We start from the raw sequence: 18,304 nt of genomic DNA on the forward strand, positions 1-18,304 counted from the left end.
GTTCAATAACGAAAGCTTATCCTGGCATCAACTTTGCTTGATGAGCATATGCGTTCTGTTTGAGGGAAGTGTCCATGAATCTTCGTCGCCTGAAGTACTTTGTTAAAATTGTTGACGTCGGAAGCCTGACGCAAGCTGCCGATATCCTGCATATAGCCCAACCCGCGTTGAGCCAGCAGCTGGCTACGCTGGAAGGTGAAGTCAATCAACAGCTGTTGATTCGCACCAAACGCGGTGTCACGCCTACTGAAGCCGGGAAAACACTCTATTCCCATGCACAGTCCATTTTGCGCCAGTGCGAACAGGCGCAAAGTGCGATTGATCTGGTCGGCGCTGCGCTGAGTGGCAGCGTTTCCGTCGGGCTGGCACCGGGCACAGCGGCGCAAAACCTGGCGCTACCGCTGATGATGGAAGTGCAGCAGCAGCATCCTGGCATCGTGCTCTATTTTAACGAGAACTTCGGCACCACCCTGAGCGAGCTGATCATGAACGGGCGTATGGATATGGCGGTGATTTACGATCATCGCACCATCCATGGCCTGCGCTTCATGCCGCTGATGAAAGAAGATCTGTGCTTCGTTTGCCCGTTCAGCCTGGCAAAACCGGTGAAAGAGATCCCGCTGTCACAGGTCGCGCAATATGATCTGTTCCTGCCACGTATCTATAACATCATGCGCAAAGTGCTGGATGACGCCTTCGTGCAGAACAATCTGCAGTACCGCGTGAAGTGCGAAATTGAGTCGCAAACCACCCTGAATGCGGCGTTGAGTGCCGGTCTGGGCACCACCATCATGCCGGAATCCGCCGCACGCGCGATGCTGAAAAATGGGGATACCTGGATGGCGAAGATCATCGAGCCGGATGTGCAGGCTTCGCTGTCGTTCTGCATGTCAGATCATCTGCCGCTGTCCCAGCCTGCTGAAGCAGTGAAATCCATTTTGCTGTCGCTAATGTCGCGCCGCAACGTGGAGAATCATCCACTGACCCTGGTGGGATAAGACCCGCTTATCACCGCAAAGCGAAACCCTCTTACTGCCCGTCTGACGAACGCGCTAGATTGATTCGGTCTGTTGCCCGCTTCGGCGGGCGTGTTTCGCTTTGACGGGAACCCCATGGAAAAAACTGCGATACCGCTGCCGACGCTGCGTGCGTTGGCGCGCAAGATGCAACGATCCGGCCTTAACAGCCTGGCGTTAGAGGGCAAACAGTGGTCGGTGCGTCTGACGTTTGACCCGCCCTCCTTCTCATCCCCAACGGAGATCCCGACGCAAGCGTGCCCGCCCGTGACGCATCGCATTGGCGCGCCCCTGCCCGGCACACTGCTGCGTCGCCACCCACACAGCCAGCAAGATTTTGTCCAGCCTGGACAGCAGGTAGAACCTCAGGATCTGCTGGCGATGGTGCAGGTCGGCCTCCTGTACGTGCCGGTGCTCAGTCCCTGCAAAGGGCGGGTGCAGCCATTCCCCTCTGCAACGCGATCTGCGGTTGAATATGATGAAGAAATTCTTATTCTTCAATCAGATAATTAATCATTAATCCGGTTATAAGGGGCTCTTATCGCCTCACAGTTTTTATGTCTTATGCCCTTGCGGCATAACTGCATAAAGTCAAAAAAGACCCATTACGCCGGACACACACCTGGCGAGACGAGGAAACACAAATGCCATTCTCAGATTACAAAACCGCGCTGGTGACCGGCGCATCGGCTGGTATGGGCGAAGCGATTGTTGAGCGCCTGTGCAAAGAAGGGATCACCGTGCACGCGGTGGCACGTCGTAAAGAGCAACTGGCCGCGCTGGCCGATCGCACTGGCTGCATCCCGCATGCCGTGGATGTCAGTGACGTCAATGCGCTGACCGCGCTGTGCAAAGACCTGGAAATCGATATCCTGGTCAACAATGCAGGTCTCTCTCATCCTGGTTCGATTCTTGATGCCGACGAAGACGTGGTAGAAACCCAGGTCGATGTCAATCTGCGTGCCGTGCTGCACCTGTGCCGCTTGCTGGTGCCGGGCATGATGGCGCGTGACCGTGGCCACGTGTTCAACATCACCTCGATTGCCGCCATCTACAACTTCAACGGCAACTCGGTGTATCACGCCACCAAAGCCGGGGTGCATGCCCTGTCACGCCAGCTGCGCGTGGACTGCTATGGCAAACGTGTGCGCATCACCGAAATCTGCCCAGGCCGCGTCGCCACTGATATTTTCGGCAACGTTTCAGGCGATCACGATGAGGCGCGTCGCCGCTTTATCGATGGGTTCGAACTGCCGCAGGCCAAAGATATTGCCGACTGCGTGGCCTTTGCGCTGTCTGCGCCAGTCGCCGTCAACATCGGCAACATCGAAATTACCCCGACGCTGCAGGTGCCGGGCGGTCTTTCCACTATGCGACCGGGCGACCGCACCGCGTAAAACCGTACAATGAGGTAACTGTATGGCACTTGATTTCAGCAGTGTGATAACCGGCCATTACGGCCAGATGATCGTTGACGGAACGGTGGTCACCCTTGAACTGGCATTGGGTGCCTGGCTGCTGGCGATGGTTCTCGCCCTGCTATTGGTGGTGGTCCGCCTGACGGAGAATCGTCTTGCCGTTGGGCTGGTTAAGGCGTATGTCTCCTATCACCGCAATGTGCCCACGCTGATTCAGTTGATGATGTGGTACTTCGCGATCCCCACCCTGCTGCCGGAATCGCTGCAGATGATGATCGTTGACTACAACGCCGAGTTTTTATTTTCTCTTATCGCGCTCGGGCTGTGTCAGGCCGCTTACTTCTCTGAAGATATCCGTAGCGGCCTGCGGGCCATTCCAGACGGACAGAATGAGGCCGCCCGCGCGCTTGGCATGAGCTATGTCCGCGCCATGCACTCGGTGATTTTGCCGCAGGGTGTGCGCAATGCGCTGCCATCCGTGGTCAATCACACCGTGCTGCTGTTCAAAAACACCAGTCTGGCAATGGTGATTGGCGTGGCAGACCTCACCTATGTGACGCGTGATATCGAGAATCAAACCTTCCGTACCTTCGAATCCTACTTAGTGGCAACCGTGGGTTACCTGTTCTTCTCCCTGCTGCTGATGGGCTTGGGCGCGCTGCTGGCCCGCCGCTTCCAGCGCGTTTACGCGAGGTAATGGCGATGTTTGAGATCTTCACCATTTTGCATGACAACGGCATGCTGCTGTTAATGGGCCAGTATCCTAACGGTCCGCTGGGCGGCGTACTCTGTACGCTTTTGATCTCCGTGCTGGCAGTACTGCTGGCCTTCCCCATCGGTGTGTTGCTCGGCCTGGCGCGTCTGTCGCCGTGGCGCTGGCTGAGCTGGCCCGCCACCTGTTGGGTGTATCTGCTGCGCGGCATTCCGCTGATGATGGTGGTGTTCTGGACCTACTTCTGCGTCCCGTTGCTGATTGGCCACAACATCAGCGGCTTCGCCACCATGCTGTGTACGCTGGTGATTTACGAAAGCGCCTACATCGCTGAGATCGTGCGTGGCGGCATTCAGGCACTGCCGCACGGCCAGTATGAAGCGTCACGCGCGCTGGGTATGAGCCACCTGAAAACCCTGCGTTTAGTGATTCTGCCGCAGGCGCTGTTTAACACTTTGCCGAGCCTGGTGAGCCAGCTGGTTTCGATCATCAAAGACTCCACGCTCGGCTACGTGATTAACGTGCCGGAGCTGACCTTTGCCGCTAATCAGGTCAGCAATCAACTGCTGACCAAACCGTTCCAGGTGTTCGCCATTGTGGCGCTGAGCTACTACATCATCTGCTTTAGCCTCACCTGGCTGGCTAACAAACTTGAAGCGCATATTGCGCAGAAACGTCGCCAACCGCCGCAGGCGAATCCCAGCGTAGCGCCCGCGGTGATGCTGACTAAAACCTCTTCGCAATAAGGAACCACTATGAGCCCGATGATCATGTTTAACCAGGTCAACAAATGGTACGGCGCGTATCAGGCGCTGACTGACCTGAGCGCCGAAATCAATACCGGTGAAGTGGTGGTGGTGTGCGGTCCTTCCGGGTCGGGGAAATCCACCTTGATCCGCACCGTTAATCGCCTGGAACCGATTGATAATGGCCAGATCGTGTTTGATGGCACCGACATTCACGGCAGCAGTACACGCCTCAACCATCTACGCACCCGCATTGGATTTGTGTTTCAGAGCTTCAACCTGTTCCCCCACGTCTCGGTGGCAGAGAACATCATGATGTCACCCATGAAAGTATTGGGCGTGAAGCGTGCCGAAGCGCGTAAACAAGCGGGTGAGTTGCTGGAGCGCGTTGGCTTATCACACAAAGCAGACGCCTATCCGGCGCAGTTGTCTGGCGGCCAGCAGCAGCGCGTGGCGATTGCACGTGCGCTGGCAATGAAGCCGCCGGTGATGCTGTTTGATGAACCGACCTCGGCACTCGATCCTGAAATGGTCGGTGAAGTGTTATCGGTGATGCGCAGCCTGGCGCAAGAAGGGATGACGATGATGTGCGTGACGCACGAGATGAATTTCGCGCGTGAAGTGGCGGACACCATCTGGTTTATGGATCAGGGGCAAATTCTGGAAAAATCGACGCCAGAGAAGTTCTTCACCCAACCGCAGCACCCACGTGCCCAGCGCTTCCTGAGCGATTTGCGTTCGCATTGATGCATCCCGGTCGGCAGAGCCGCCGACCGGTTTGTTGACTTCATCTCAATCAGCAATCCACCCACACCGCACCGGCATCCGCTGACTTCACGCACTGCTCTACCCAACGCACGCCCATCAATCCGGCATGCACATCGGGATACCAGAAGTCAGCCAGAAACGCCTCATCACCGCGATCGGTGGCATCCATCGCCAGCGCAAAACGGCGATAGAGATTCGACCAGGCTTCAAACAGCCCCTCCGGATGGCCGCCGCCGATACGGTCATCAGCCAGCGCACTTTTGTGCAGATAGCCCATACCACGCTCCAGAATCTGCAGCGGCTCACCCTGCACTTCATAGCGCAATTGGTTCGGCTGCTCATCCCACCACTCCAGACTGGCCTTCTCACCAATCACCCGCACTTTCTGGCCGTGCATCGAGCCACAGTTCACTGCCGAGGCCCACATGGTGCCAACCGCGCCGTTGTCGTACTCCATCATCACAAAGGCGTTATCTTCCAGCGGCGCACGGGTTTTCACGAAGCTCTGGCGGCTGCACAACAGACGTTTCACCTGCAGTTTCGGCACCATGGTTTCGGCGATAAACAGCGGGTGCGTCGCCAGATCGCCCAGCACATAGCTGGGGCCAACAAAGCGTGGATCGACGCGCCACCTGGTACTTTCGTTTTGCAGTTCGACCGCTTCGTTATGGAAACCGTGCGCGAACTGCATATTGATAATGCGGATCTCACCCAGCAGCCCTTCCGCGATCATCTCGCGCGCCTGTTGGATCAGCTGATGGCCGGCATAACCGTAAGTCACACCGATGATCTTCTTCTTCTCGGCGCAGAGTTTTTCCAGCTCGTCCGCTTCTTCCGTGGTGAAGCACAGCGGCTTCTCACACACCACATGCAGACCGGCATTGAGTGCCGCACGGCAAATGATGAAGTGGGTATTGTTCGGCGTGGCAATCGAAACGGCTTCGATGCCGTCTGCACGCGCCGCTTCCGCCGCAAACATCGTTTCATAATCCGGATAGCAGCGATTTGCGTCGACGCCCAGTGATACGCCAAACGCACGACCGCGTTCGGCGTTAAAATCAAATGCGCCCGCCTGCAACACAAAGTTGCCATCACGCAGTGCCGATGAACGATGGATGTAGCCAACCTGACTGGTACCGCCGCCGCCCACCATGCCCCAGCGCAGTGAACGATCCAGAGCTTTAATGCCGTTAATCATGATGATCTCCTCAGAATCCGACCGATTGCAGGTAGTGAAGGCTGGCAGTGACGTCGCGCAGGCTAGTGTCGGCGTTGCGCGGATCGCGCTCCTGCTCGATGGTGATCCAGCCCTGATAGTTGCGCTCAGCGAGAAACGCGCGCACTGCCGGATAATCAATCGCGCCTTTGCCAATCGGGCACATCACCCCTTCGGCGCAGGCGGCAAAGAAGTCCACGCCACGCGCAATCACATCGCGCCAGACTGCGTCATTCACATCTTTAAAATGCAGGTAATCGATGCGATCCCAGTAACGGCTCAGATAAGGGATCGGATCCATACCGGAGTAGTAGAGATGCCCGGTGTCGAGACACAAACCGGCTACCTCGTGTGGAATGTCCTGCACCAGTTGCTCCAGCTCGTCGGCGAACTCAATACAGCCGCCCGCATGCGGATGGATCACCGCGCGCACGCCATACTCATCCCAGGCAATCTGGCTCAGGGTGGTGATGTGCTGCATCATGCGCTGCCACTCTTCACTGGAGAGGCGCGGCGCTTTATCTAACTGCCCGGCAAATCTGGCACGCTCAGGGTTACCGAAATCGATAATCACCAGGTAAGGTGCGGGCAGATTATCCGCGTGGGTTTTCTCGGCAGTAGGAACCTGCGACAGGTTGCGACAGATGTTGTGTGTCAGTTCAACCATCGCCGGGAAATTGGCTTCGCTGACCAGATCGTCAAAGATCGTGCCCGCCACCAGTGAAAGCTGATGGGCTTCCAGCTGGTGACGCAGTTCAGCGGCATCGGTCGGCAGATAGGTCCACGGACCCAGCTCAATGCTTTTGTATCCGGCCTGAGCGGCTTCCGACAGGACTTTCTGCCAGGGCGGCAGGAAAGGGTTTTTAGGATCGTCGACACCCCAGCTGCAGGGCGCATTAGCAATGTGAATCGTCATGATCGTTCCTTGCGGTGTTGGATAGCGCAAGTATCAAATAAAAATTTCACCCACAGCAATCATGAAACATTCATTTTTTGATAGCGATCATGTTATTTTTTATCATTAAAATGATAGATAATCTATCAAGTTCATAGCTGGCGCCACTTTCAGGCCAACCACTCAAGTACTGCCAACGCATTCTCGGTCAGCCAGCCGGAGAGCGAATCAGGCTGACGCTTCTCATCGCGTCGCCAGATTTCGGTGCTTAGAGGCTAAAGATTCTCACGCGTGATGATCTCAAACGGCAGCGTGACCTGAGAGAAATGCTCCCCTGATTCGACAGTTTGTTGAGTCGTGCGGACAAATTGCCGCACCATTTCCTCAATTTCATGGCGAATCATCACGGTGATTGTGCCGTCAATCAGTGCCAGTTCGCCCTCTTTCACCGGGCCGTGACAGATTAACGCCACCTTGCGCTGCGGCTGCTGGCGTAACGCATGAATCACGCCTTCAATACCGCCACAGGGCGCGTAGATTAAGGCGAGATCGGCATGCTCTTCCAGCAACTGACGCGTGGCGTGATAGCCGCCATCAATCGACTCATGGGTTTTCAGCGGCTCTAATACGCGTCGGGTGCTGTCCTGCTCGCGCAGATAGGAGCGGAAGCTGATTTCGCAGCTCTCCTGACAGGTAAAACGATGGTCGCCCACCAGCACGCCCACCGATCCCGGCTGATGCAGCAAATGCGAGGCCACCCAACCGGCAGTGCGTCCGGCTTTCTGATTATCCAACCCGAAATACCCCGCATGTCCGCAGGGCGAGAAGTTGGAGAACAGGGCGTAAACCCGCACGCCCTGGCGTGATATCTGCTCGATGGCATGGCGGATCAGTGGGTGATCCAGCGCGACTAAGCCAATCACATCCACCTCTTGCGCCAGCTTGTGCAGTGAGGCCACCACAGCTGCCACATCATCAATGTCATGCCAGTAAAACCGTGGCTCACTGCCCGCAGGATGCAACGGTTGCGTCTGTTGTCTGAGGGCATCTGTCAGCGAGTGATAGAACGAATACGATTTTGATAGCAGCACAAAACCCATGCGCAGCGTCACGTGCGCGGACTGCGACTCAGCGCTGACAGGCATAACCGGCGCCATGCGATAACCCAGTCGGTTGGCAGCTTCTAACACCTTCTGCTCGGTGGCCGCTCGAACCGGAGCCCGCCGATTCAGTACCCGATCCACCGTGGCGACGCCAACGCCAGCCGCATTGGCGATAGCGTTCATGGTGATTTTGCTCATCAACAGATTCCAGTTTGATAGTAAGTTATCAAAATAATGCCCGAAATGGACCGGGAGTGCGAAGACATTGCGGAGTAAATCGTCATCAAATCTCAATATTTGATAGAGAATCTCTCAGTAATTTGATCGTTATCGCAAAAATGAAATGATTCATTTCATTAAATTACCTACCGGAATAAATGTTTGATATTTTCCTGTTCGAGGACAGAGGTGAGGGCTGATGGATTTGCATCAGTAAATCCATAGAGGCGGCGGTCGCGCCTTTCTATAGTGAAAGCGATCTGCCTTATCGGCTCCCGGCACATGAACGACTCAATAATAACGGAGATGATATGTTCCCTCAGACCCTACCTGCACCTCGCCGTCCCCTTGAAAACCAGATCCCCGCGCTGCGCTGGGGCATTGTTGGACCCGGCTGGATCGCCGACCACTTTGCCAATGCGTTGCGTCATCATACTCAGCAACAGCTGGTGGCCGTATCGTCACGCAGTCTGGAGAAAGCACAAGCTTTTGCCAGCAAATGGGATATCCCGCACGCCGTTGAAGGCCTTGACGCACTGCTGAGCCGCCAGGACATTGATGTGGTGTATATAGCCACACCGCACAATCATCACTTTCCTGATGGGCTGCGCACGCTGCAAGCGGGCAAGCATGTGCTGATTGAAAAGCCGCTGGCGCTCAATGCACAGCAGGCGTTGCAGTTACAGCAGGAAGCGCACAAACAACAACGCTTGTGCGTAGAAGCGATGTGGTGTGATTTTGCGCCGAAATACGATGTGATCCGTCAATTGCTGGCCGATGGCGCGTTAGGAGATGTTCATACATTGATCGCCGATCATGGTGAATATTTCACCCAGGATCACCGCATTTTCAATCTCGATCTGGCGGGCGGGCCGATGCTGGATCTCGGCAGCTATTTGATCGGCTTCAGCGTGCTGGTCGGCGGCGCACCCGACAGCATTGTGGCGCAAGGCCAGCCTGCACCTGGCGGTGTGAATGGGCAAACATCAATGCTGCTGACCCACGGCAACGGCATGCACTCAGTGCTCAACACCACGCTGTTCAGCAACACACCGGGCACTGCCGTGATCGCCGGTCGTGATGCCACGCTTTATCTCGACGGCCAGTTCTATGCGCCGGGCAATTTCCGTCTCACTTCCAGCGATGGCCGCCATACGCTGCGCTGGGAAGAACCGACTAATCGCTATATTCAGCTCTGTCATGAAATCGAACATACCGCCTGGTGTATCCACCAGGGGCTGCTTGATTCGCCTGTCCGTCCGCTGGCCACCTCACTGGCCACGCTGCACGCCATGGATGAAGTCAGGAAGCAGATCGGTGTGGTGTTTAATGAAGAGCGCACCGCTTAACGATCAGGAGAACAATATGAAAATCGCTTTTGATGTAGATGTCATCAGAGAAATGGGCATCACACGCATGGTGCATCAGGTGGCCGAATGGGGTTACAAGTACATCGAACAATCGCCCCATCCACAGATCAATCCGTTTTATAAACACCCGAAAGCCAGCCGGGAAATCATGCGCGAGTACAAAAATGCGCTGAATGCCACTGGCGTGGAAATCTCATCGTTTATCACGGTTTATCGCTGGTCAGGCCCGGACGAGTTGCGTCGTCAGGCGGCGGTGAAGAACTGGAAACGCATGATCGAGATCGCCGTCGAGATGGGGGTGCAGGTGATCAATACCGAACTCTCCGGCAACCCGAACGAGCCGGAGATTTGTGAAGAGATGTTCTATCGCTCGATGGATGAGTTACTGCCAATTATCGAACGTGAAGGTATCCGCGTCGAAATTCAGGCACATCCGTGGGATTTCTGCGAACAAAGCAACGAAACGGCAGATATCGTCAAATCGTTCCGCAGCGACAACGTCAAATACATCTATAGCGCACCGCACACCTTCTACTACGACAAAGGCGTGGGCGATGTGAAAAACATGCTGCACTACGCGGGCGACGATCTGTCGCATATGCTGATTGCCGATACCATGAACCACACCAAGCACTGCCGCTATATCGTCAACCCACCGGGTGTCGACGCCACCATCCACCAGCACGTGGCGGTGGGTGAAGGGGAAGTGAACTTCGATGCGCTGTTTGAAGCGCTGCGCGAGATGGATTTCGCCAACCGCACCTATAAAGTCGGGGGAGAGTCGATTATCTCGGCGGCGCTGTTTGGCTATCCTGAGAAGATGAAATATCAAGCGGTGGAAACACGTGAATTAATTGAGCGTGAGCTGCTGAAATAAAGTTGAAGGCGCGGCCAGTGTGCCGCGCCCTGCCATCAAATGGCTACCCACTCCACTTCTGTAAATTCACCTCGCGTCAGCGATAACTGTGCCGCCTCGGCAATCGCCTGCGCGCGCAGACCGTCGATCAATCCCGGCAGCCCTTCGATTTTCTCTCCGCCGATGTGGCGTACAAACGCATCCAGATGGGTGTAGTAGGTCTCTTTCACCCGACTAAACCAGTCTGTATACAAGCCGGGCTGAGTGATGCCTTTGCCCTGATAAAGTGTGGCACCCCGCGCTGACTGGCTCTCTGAAGCCAGCATCCCTTCACTGCCCATCACGCTGATGCGTTCGTCGTAGCCGTAAGCCGTGCGGCGGGTGTTATCCAACTGCGCCAGCGCGCCCTGCTGCATGCGCATGATTAGCACCGAGGTATCAACGTCAAAATCGCGGATCTCCGGCATCGCCAGCGCCGCGCCCAGTGCACCAACGGTGCTGACTTCATCTTCTGTCAGCCAGCGCAGCAGATCGAAAAAGTGAATCGCCTGATCGCGCATCTGACCGCCAGAGGCTTGCAGATAGCTGATTGGCGGCAGTTCTGACGCGCGGCACACCATCTGAATCAGCTCGGTACAGCCAATCAGCCCCTGTTTCAGCTGGGATTTAAGTTGCTGATGACTGTGGTCAAAACGACGGTTAAAGCCGACGGTAACGGGAACCTGCACCGGTGAGATTTTTTCCACGACTTCCCGCGCGCGCTGCAACGACAGGTCGATCGGTTTCTCGCAGTACACCGCTTTGCCCGCCAGCACTGCCTGCTCCAGCAGTTCGGCATGGGTTGGCGTAGCGCTGGCGATCAGCACCGCGTCGATCCCATCACTGCTCAGCGCCTGCTGCACGCTGGCCGCTTTTGCGCCATAGCGCTGTGCCACCGCTTCGGCACGTGACGCATCAATGTCACACACCAGCGCCAGCTCAACGCCAGGATGCGCCGCCAGGTTGGCAGCGTGCACCTGGCCGATAAATCCACTGCCAATCAAGGCAAAACGTTGCGGAGTCCGCATTTTAACGCTCCTTTTGTTCACACTTCGGAATAGCCGATGTTGTCAAAATAGCGCTTTCTGGCAGGCTAGCTGTACGCGGTTTTTGATGGAATTACCTCAGATGAAAGCACTGACGCTGGCGGAGCTGGCGAAGCAAGTAGGCGTGGGCGTGGCCACGGTTGATCGGGTACTCAACGATCGCGGTGGTGTGTCCCCGGCGATGACAAAAAAAATTCTGCAGGCGGCGCGGGATGCGGGTTTGAAGCGTATTTTGCCAGAGGAGCATCGCCATAGCTGGCAGATCGAAGTGCTGCTCAGCGGCAACGGCTCGTTCTTCTTCCAGCAGCTGGCACAGGACTTTGCCCGACTGGCTGATGAGCTGGGCTATCGTCGACTGCGCCTGCATCGCACGTTGATCCCGGAAAACGCCCCCGAGAAGCTGGCGGCACACATTGCGGCCAGCAGTAAAAAGATGGATGCGCTGATCGTTTTCGCCCATGAAAATCCGCTGATTTATGATGCCTTAGCGGCGTGTCAGGCACGCGGCGTACCGGTGATCACCATGGTCACAGATCTGCCCAATGCGGCACGTCTGTGTCACGTCGGCATCGATCAATACAAAGCCGGACGCACCGCCGGATTGATGCTGGGCAGTATGATCAAAGCACCGGGCGATGTGGTGCTGGTGAGTGGCCGCGCCGACTATTCGGCGCATCGTCAGCGCATTGAAGGTTTTCAAACCGTGCTGGCGGAGCGTTTTCCGCAGCTCAGGTTACGGGAAGTTTTGGCCGGGCAGGATGAACGCGATCGCATTAGCCGCCTGCTGGAGAAAACCCTGGCCGGATCGCAAAATATCGTCGGACTCTACAACACCGGCCTCGGCAATACGCAGATTCACGAAGCGCTGGCGCGCCATCGACTCGGCGGCAAAGTGGTGTACGTGACGCATGAACTTTATGCCACCACGCGCCAGCTTTTTGAGAAGCGCGTGCTGACGCTAACACTCGATCAAAACACCCTGCGCCATGCTCAGCTGGCGCTCACCTTATTGCTAAAACATCTCGAAGAGGGTGAACAGCCTGACACCTACCAGTCCGGCAAAGTCGACTTTATGCTGTTTACGCAAGAGAACTTCGCATAATCACACTTTGCATCTCACCGCCAGCGCGGTTAAATCGCCTTCATCTGTCGCTGCTACACTCAGTAGCAGCAAAAAACGCAATCACAACAAGGCGAAATCATTATGTCGGAAAATCAGTATCAGCCCGCGAAAGTCTGGACCTGGGACCCGGAAGCCAAAGGTAACGGCGCAAAAACCAACCGTCCGTTCGCCGGGCCGACGCATGAGAAGACCCTGCCGGTGGGCAAACATCCGCTGCAGCTCTATTCACTGGGGACGCCAAACGGCCAGAAGGTCACCATCCTGCTGGAAGAGTTGCTGGCCGTCGGGGCAAAAGAAGCCGAATACGATGCCTGGCTGATTCGCATCGGTGATGGCGATCAGTTCTCCAGCGGTTTCGTTGACGTGAACCCGAACTCCAAAATTCCGGCACTGAGTGACCACTCAGTCACGCCACCGCTGCGCGTGTTCGAATCAGGCAACATTCTGCTGTATCTGGCCGAGAAATTTGGTCACTTCATCCCGGCGGATATTGCAGGCCGCACCGAAACCCTGAACTGGTTGTTCTGGCTGCAGGGCTCTGCGCCTTACCTTGGCGGCGGCTATGGTCACTTCTATTTCTACGCACCAGAAAAAATCGAGTACGCCGTCAACCGCTTCACGCTGGAAGCCAAGCGTCAGCTGGATGTGCTGGATCGTCAGCTCGCCAATAACCGTTTCCTCGCCGGTGAGGAATACACCATCGCCGATATCGCCACCTGGCCGTGGTACGGCAACCTGGTCCTGAACAACATCTATGGCGGCGGCGAGTTCCTTGATGTGCAGTCGTACAAAAACGTGGTGCGCTGGGCTAAAGAGATCGCTGAGCGTCCAGCGGTGATTCGGGGTCGCAAAGTGAATAAGGCATTTGGTGCCGAACCACAGGATCAACTGCTGGAACGCCACGATGCCTCTGATTTCGATACCAACACCGAAGACAAACGTCAGGCGCGAGGAGAGCAGTAATGGCCGCTTATGTGGTGATGATTAAAGACGAAACGCTGGATAAAGATGAGCTGGCGACCTACGCGCAGAAAGCCGGTGAGGCACGCGGCGATCATCAGATCACGCCGCTGGCATTTTATGGCGATCTTGAAGTGCTGGAAGGCCGTGAGGCGGAAGGCGTAGTGGTGCTGGAATTTGCGGATATTGATGCAGCAAAAGCCAGGTACCACAGCCCGGCGTATCAGGAAGCGAAAGCCCATCGGGTCAAAGGCGCGAACTATCGCGTGTTACTGGTCAAGGGTGTGGCTTAATCTGCCAACAGGGGCGCACTTCAATCGGTGCGCCCTGCCAGCCAGAGAGGTCGAGATTTGCTCGTCTCGCCGATCAATCCAGTCTGAATAGCGCAATCGCCTGCTGCAACCGATTCGCCTGCTGTTGCTGCTGATGCGCCACTTGCAAGGTTTCCGCCACGTGCTGAACGTTGTGATGCACGCTGTGATCGATGCTGTTGATGCTCTGCTGAATCTGCTCGATGCTCAAATTCTGCTGTTCACTCATCTCAGACAACTCGGTGACCAGCTGTGACAATCCGCTGATGCTGCTGTGAATATCACGCATGGTCTGTGCAGCATGTTCAATCTGCACGGTGCCATGTTCGGTGCTCAGGCTGCTGGCATCCATCAGTTGGCGAATTTCGCGCGCAGCATTCTCGCTGCGCATCGCCAGATTGCGCACTTCGCTTGCCACCACGGCAAAACCACGCCCCTGACTGCCGGCGCGCGCCGCTTCTACTGAAGCATTCAGAGAAAGAATATTGGTCTGGAAAGCGATGCCGTCGATCAATGCTAAAATCACTTTCACCCGCTGTGACTCTTCGCTGATTTTCGCCATTGAGCTCATCGCCGACTGGATATTTTCCTCTCCGTGCGTGGCCACCGCACGTGCATCCCGCGCGAGTTCGCTTGCACTCTGTGCTTTGTCACGCGTTAAGCTGGCAGCAATGCTGATTTCCGTCATCGCACTGGCCGCGACTTCCAGTGCCTGCGCCTGTTCATCGGTGCGGGTCGACAGTTCAGCGTTGCGTTGCAATATACTTTCAGACTCCGTCAACAAGGCGCTCACGCCGAGACTCACCTGATGAAGCGTGCCATGCATGGTGCCCAACGTGGTACTGAAGGTGCGGGCGAACGGGCTTTCACTCTGCTGGCTATCCGCATTCAGCGTCAGATACCCGGCCTGCTGATTGATCCGTGAGGCTAGCTCCGCGACTTCACTCGCGGAACGTGCATCGGCGGCCATCTGACGCGCAATCACCAGCAAGATGGCGGTCTGCGCCACCACAAACAGGGCATGAAACACCACCATGTCCCAGCCCGGATGATGGAACACCACCACGCCGAAAAGATCGTTTTCCTGCAGATAATTAAACAGAATGTGATGCGTGGCCGCTGCCGCCGCGCCCATGATCAGTGGACGGATGTCGCGCCACGCCAGCAGCACCGACATCAACACAAATACCGAGAAGTGATATTCGGTTTCACCACCGCCGAGTTGAATCAGTAAACCTGCCCAGCCGATCAACAGGGCTGAGAGCACCAACCTTGAAGTCAGCGTGCCGCGCAGGACGGTGCCAAAGAAGGTCGACAGCAGTGCCAACGCAAGGCCAGCAATCAGCGCTACGGTTAAACTGTCATTCATCCACCCAACGCCGAGTGCAATCGGCCACAATCCCCAGTTGAGGATCACCGCAAGGCTATCTGCGCGCTGTGCAATACGTCGCAGCGAAACCATCTCCACCGGCGCGGCATCCGGGCCTGACAAGGGCGTTGCGATCATGGCAATTTTCCACACCAGAGGTTGATTAAGATGCCCAAACGTCAGGGCAAAGTGCTCAGACTGAGTGGTGAAATTATCGGCGCGTTAATGGGAAAGTTTAGGACCGTGAATAATTGAAAGAGAAGGATGTGAGCAGGTTCACTTGAATGCGATGATTTCCCGGGCAGCACAGGCGCAACGTCGTGCGCCTGTGCCATGACGCTCAACTTACTTTGCAGCAAACTGCGCGTAGTTTTCCGGAGTGATGGTCTGATACGGCACCCAGTTGTACTCCTGCACTTTCTGTTTATCCAGCAGTGCCTTCGTCACCTGTACTGCACCGGTTGCCTGACCTTTAGCGTCCTGGAAAATGGTCAGTGTCATCTTGCCGTTCTTCACAAACTGCTGTCCATCAGGCGTGCCATCGATTCCCGCGACCAGAATTTTTTCATTTTTCGCCTGACTGAGCGCCATGATGGCACCAATCGCCATTTCATCATTGTTAGCGGCAATCGCATCGATCGGACGCTGGTTCAGCAACCAACTCGATACCACATCTACGGCTTCATTGCGCTGCCACTTGGCGGTCTGCTTCTCAATCACTTTCATGTCTTTATATTTGGCGATCACCGCTTCGACCGCACGGGTGCGCTCGCGCGCCTCTTCATTGGACAGTGCGCCCATCAGAATCGCCACATTACCTTTGTAATTCATCTTCTTCGCTAACGCTTCCATCTGCATTTCCCCGCCCAATGCAGAGTCAGAACCCACATAAGCCATGTCGCCCGGCAGTTTCACTTCTGGCTTACGATTGACGAAAATCAGCGGGATATTGGCGTTTTTCGCGGCGGTGATCATCGGCAACACGCCCTGCGTATCGACGGGATTAAGGATGATGGCGTCCACGCCCTGGTTAATAAAATCATCAACCTGCTGTACTTGCAGTGCCACATCTCCTTTGGCATCCACGAACTGGCCGTTGAGCTGATTGGCTTTTAGCTCTGCCTGCATCTGCGTACGCAGAATCGAGACAAAGTTAAGGTCGAAGTTGGCCAGCGCAACGCCGACGGTGAAGGTTTTCGCACTGACGCTCAAACTCAGCAGCAGCGAGCACAGACAAAGCACGATGTTTCGGATGTTCATGAGGTGATTCCTGTAGGTTGAGGTTTTATTGTTATGACGCCGGGCAACAGGCAAATACCCGGCGGTAAAACGCTTAAATCGTGAAGTGATCGCGGAACTGCTCTAGCGCGGCGGTGCTGTCACCGCTGGCCCAGCCCTCCATCGCCACCGTACCGCTGTAACCCACTTCCTGCAGTGCACGCGCGATGGCGCGATAGTTGATCTCGCCGGTGCCCGGCTGCTGGCGACCCGGTACATCCGCCACCTGAACTTCGCCAATGGCGGAACCGCTGCGGCGAATCAGCTCAATCAAATTGCCCTCGCCAATCTGCGCATGGTAAAGGTCGAGATTCATCTTTAGCGCCGGGCTGTTGACCGCTTCCACCAGCGCCAGGGTATCGGCGGCCAGCGCGAACGGGGTGCCGGGGTGATTGACCGGCAGGTTGAGGTTTTCGAGGGTGAACACGCGCCCGGCGCGCTCGCCCAGTTGCGCCACTTTGCGCAAGGTATCGACCGCTTTCAGCCACATCGCACCGGTCACCACTTCCACGGGTTTAACCGGCAAGCCTTTGTCATCCAGCCCGGTGCCGTGCAAATTTAATCCAGGGCAGTTAAGCCGCTCAGCCACCGCCAGCGAGGCTTCGGCACTCTGTAAGAGCTGCTGGATCTCGTCATCATCGGTGAGATTGCCAGTGAGATAACCGGTCATGGAGGTGAATCGCGCACCGGTCGCCACCAACGCATCAATGTCTTTATTGGCCCATCCCCAGATTTCAACGCCAAACCCCAGCGCGTGAATGCGTTTCACACGCTCAACAAATGGCAGATCGAGGAACACCATTTCGGCACAAACCGAGAGTTGATAAGCAGCCATTAGCGCGCTCCTACTTTGACAGGCAGGTTGTGGGTGACCGATTCAATACAGGCCAGCGCAATCTCCAGCGCATTGCGCGCGTCTTCGCCGGTGGCACGCGGTGTTTCGCCGGTGCGGATACAGCGGGCAAATTCGATCATCTCCGCCACATAGGCATCGCGCAGCAGATCCGAATCCATGCGCGAGGTCTCCATGCTGATGCCGCTGGCGCTGTAGCGCACACAGTTAGAAGAGGTGATATGGCCCGCCTGCAACATCCCCTTACTGCCAAACACTTCGCCGCGCACGTCATAGCCGTACACTGCCTGGAAGTTGGCTTCCGCAATGGCTATCGCCCCGTTATCAAAACGAATGGTCACCACTGAGGTATCCAGCAAGCCTTTATCTTTGAAGTCCGGGCGCACCAGCGCATCGGCGATGGCATACACTTCCACCGGCTTCGCCCCGTGGTTGAAATGCAGCAGGGTGTCAAAATCGTGGATCAGCGTTTCGAGATAAATGGTCCACTGCGGGATGCGCGACGGATCGTGCAGCGCCGGATCGCGCGTTACAGAACGGCTCAATTGCGTAATACCGTTCTCGCCTGCCTTCACTGCCGCAATCGCCGCCGCAAAACCCGTATCGAAACGGCGATTAAAGCCCACCTGCAACACTACGCCTGCGCTTTTGGCGGCGGCAATGGCGCGGTCAGCTTCCTCCAGCGTGACCGCCATTGGCTTCTCACAAAATACGTGCTTACCGGCATTCGCAGCGGCAATCACCCACTCGGCATGGGTGCGAGCGGGCGCCGCAATGGCAATCGCATCAATTTCAGGATCGAGTAGCAGCGCATGCAAATCGCTATAGGCTTTCGCGACACCCAGCTTGCTGGCGAGCTTTTCCGCTGCACCGGGCTGCGGATCGGCGACAGCTGCCAGCGTGGCGCCGGGGACGCGATATGCCAGATTCTCGGCGTGGAAGCTGCCCATTCGCCCTGCGCCAATCAGACCAACACGTACCGGTTGAAGATGAAATGTCATAAATC

Annotated in this window: 19 protein-coding genes; 11 read left to right on the top strand and 8 right to left on the bottom strand. The window is 56.2% G+C overall.

Annotated elements, in window-relative coordinates; translation table 11 throughout:
- The first annotated feature begins 74 nt into the window (after positions 1 to 74).
- The 6 genes from nac to FD737_RS19545 all read left to right on the top strand — a co-directional run bounded on the left by nac (position 75) and on the right by FD737_RS19545 (position 4,639).
- The gene (gene nac / locus FD737_RS19520; RefSeq protein WP_034826712.1) at positions 75 to 998 is read left to right on the top strand and encodes a nitrogen assimilation transcriptional regulator NAC; all 924 of its coding nucleotides are present in this window, start codon (positions 75 to 77) and stop codon (positions 996 to 998) included.
- A gap of 114 nt (positions 999 to 1,112) precedes the next feature.
- A complete protein-coding gene (locus FD737_RS19525) occupies positions 1,113 to 1,529 on the top strand; it encodes a hypothetical protein (RefSeq protein ID WP_058961856.1) in 417 nt (138 codons plus the stop codon).
- 131 nt (positions 1,530 to 1,660) lie between these two features.
- Complete coding sequence (locus FD737_RS19530; RefSeq protein ID WP_160834332.1) at positions 1,661 to 2,413, top strand: SDR family oxidoreductase; 753 nt, start codon at positions 1,661 to 1,663, stop codon at positions 2,411 to 2,413.
- 22 nt (positions 2,414 to 2,435) lie between these two features.
- Positions 2,436 to 3,131 carry an amino acid ABC transporter permease gene (locus FD737_RS19535; RefSeq protein WP_058961854.1) on the top strand — a complete coding sequence of 232 codons (696 nt, stop codon included), beginning with the start codon at positions 2,436 to 2,438 and terminating at the stop codon, positions 3,129 to 3,131.
- Positions 3,132 to 3,136: 5 nt separating this feature from the next.
- Entirely contained in the window at positions 3,137 to 3,892 is a 756-nt protein-coding gene (locus FD737_RS19540) for an amino acid ABC transporter permease (protein ID WP_034826721.1), read from the top strand.
- 9 nt (positions 3,893 to 3,901) lie between these two features.
- A complete protein-coding gene (locus FD737_RS19545) occupies positions 3,902 to 4,639 on the top strand; it encodes an amino acid ABC transporter ATP-binding protein (RefSeq protein ID WP_045816006.1) in 738 nt (245 codons plus the stop codon).
- Between the two features lie 49 nt (positions 4,640 to 4,688).
- Here the strand turns inward: FD737_RS19545 and FD737_RS19550 are convergent, their stop codons facing one another.
- The 3 genes from FD737_RS19550 to FD737_RS19560 form a co-directional block, all read right to left on the bottom strand.
- A complete protein-coding gene (locus FD737_RS19550) occupies positions 4,689 to 5,858 on the bottom strand; it encodes a Gfo/Idh/MocA family protein (protein ID WP_160834333.1) in 1,170 nt (389 codons plus the stop codon).
- 10 nt (positions 5,859 to 5,868) lie between these two features.
- Positions 5,869 to 6,792 (bottom strand): TIM barrel protein, encoded by a 924-nt coding sequence (locus FD737_RS19555; RefSeq protein WP_097119003.1) that lies wholly within the window; start codon positions 6,790 to 6,792, stop codon positions 5,869 to 5,871.
- Positions 6,793 to 7,046: 254 nt separating this feature from the next.
- Positions 7,047 to 8,072 carry a LacI family DNA-binding transcriptional regulator gene (locus FD737_RS19560; protein ID WP_097119002.1) on the bottom strand — a complete coding sequence of 342 codons (1,026 nt, stop codon included), beginning with the start codon at positions 8,070 to 8,072 and terminating at the stop codon, positions 7,047 to 7,049.
- A gap of 332 nt (positions 8,073 to 8,404) precedes the next feature.
- Here FD737_RS19560 and FD737_RS19565 point away from each other — a divergent pair, with 332 nt between their 5' ends.
- Both FD737_RS19565 and FD737_RS19570 read left to right on the top strand, forming a co-directional pair.
- On the top strand, positions 8,405 to 9,442 hold the full coding sequence (locus FD737_RS19565; protein WP_097119001.1) for a Gfo/Idh/MocA family protein: 1,038 nt from the start codon (positions 8,405 to 8,407) through the stop codon (positions 9,440 to 9,442).
- A gap of 16 nt (positions 9,443 to 9,458) precedes the next feature.
- Complete coding sequence (locus FD737_RS19570; protein ID WP_034827178.1) at positions 9,459 to 10,340, top strand: sugar phosphate isomerase/epimerase family protein; 882 nt, start codon at positions 9,459 to 9,461, stop codon at positions 10,338 to 10,340.
- A 35-nt stretch (positions 10,341 to 10,375) separates the two neighbouring features.
- Here the strand turns inward: FD737_RS19570 and FD737_RS19575 are convergent, their stop codons facing one another.
- On the bottom strand, positions 10,376 to 11,386 hold the full coding sequence (locus tag FD737_RS19575; protein WP_160834334.1) for a Gfo/Idh/MocA family oxidoreductase: 1,011 nt from the start codon (positions 11,384 to 11,386) through the stop codon (positions 10,376 to 10,378).
- A gap of 100 nt (positions 11,387 to 11,486) precedes the next feature.
- On the opposite strand from FD737_RS19575, the gene FD737_RS19580 reads away from it, so the two are divergent.
- The 3 genes from FD737_RS19580 to FD737_RS19590 all read left to right on the top strand — a co-directional run bounded on the left by FD737_RS19580 (position 11,487) and on the right by FD737_RS19590 (position 13,780).
- Positions 11,487 to 12,506 carry a LacI family DNA-binding transcriptional regulator gene (locus FD737_RS19580; protein WP_160834335.1) on the top strand — a complete coding sequence of 340 codons (1,020 nt, stop codon included), beginning with the start codon at positions 11,487 to 11,489 and terminating at the stop codon, positions 12,504 to 12,506.
- 102 nt (positions 12,507 to 12,608) lie between these two features.
- Entirely contained in the window at positions 12,609 to 13,490 is an 882-nt protein-coding gene (gene yghU / locus FD737_RS19585; RefSeq protein ID WP_038643540.1) for a glutathione-dependent disulfide-bond oxidoreductase, read from the top strand.
- Positions 13,490 to 13,780: a DUF1330 domain-containing protein gene (locus tag FD737_RS19590; protein ID WP_160834336.1), complete on the top strand. Its 291-nt coding sequence runs from the start codon at positions 13,490 to 13,492 to the stop codon at positions 13,778 to 13,780. Before yghU ends, FD737_RS19590 begins: the two co-directional genes overlap by 1 nt.
- A gap of 73 nt (positions 13,781 to 13,853) precedes the next feature.
- On the opposite strand, the gene FD737_RS19595 is transcribed toward FD737_RS19590, so the two are convergent.
- From FD737_RS19595 to FD737_RS19610, 4 genes are all read right to left on the bottom strand, one after another.
- Positions 13,854 to 15,305, bottom strand: a complete 1,452-nt coding sequence (locus FD737_RS19595) for a methyl-accepting chemotaxis protein (protein WP_160834337.1) — start codon at positions 15,303 to 15,305, stop codon at positions 13,854 to 13,856.
- A gap of 207 nt (positions 15,306 to 15,512) precedes the next feature.
- A complete protein-coding gene (locus FD737_RS19600) occupies positions 15,513 to 16,427 on the bottom strand; it encodes a substrate-binding domain-containing protein (RefSeq protein WP_034826747.1) in 915 nt (304 codons plus the stop codon).
- A gap of 73 nt (positions 16,428 to 16,500) precedes the next feature.
- Positions 16,501 to 17,280 (bottom strand): TIM barrel protein, encoded by a 780-nt coding sequence (locus tag FD737_RS19605; protein WP_160834338.1) that lies wholly within the window; start codon positions 17,278 to 17,280, stop codon positions 16,501 to 16,503.
- Complete coding sequence (locus FD737_RS19610) at positions 17,280 to 18,299, bottom strand: Gfo/Idh/MocA family oxidoreductase (RefSeq protein WP_097118995.1); 1,020 nt, start codon at positions 18,297 to 18,299, stop codon at positions 17,280 to 17,282. The genes FD737_RS19605 and FD737_RS19610 overlap by 1 nt, the downstream gene beginning before the upstream one ends.
- Between the last annotated feature and the right edge of the window lie 5 nt (positions 18,300 to 18,304).

This window comes from Pantoea sp. Seng, assembly GCF_009829935.1.
GTDB lineage: Bacteria > Pseudomonadota > Gammaproteobacteria > Enterobacterales > Enterobacteriaceae > Pantoea > Pantoea communis.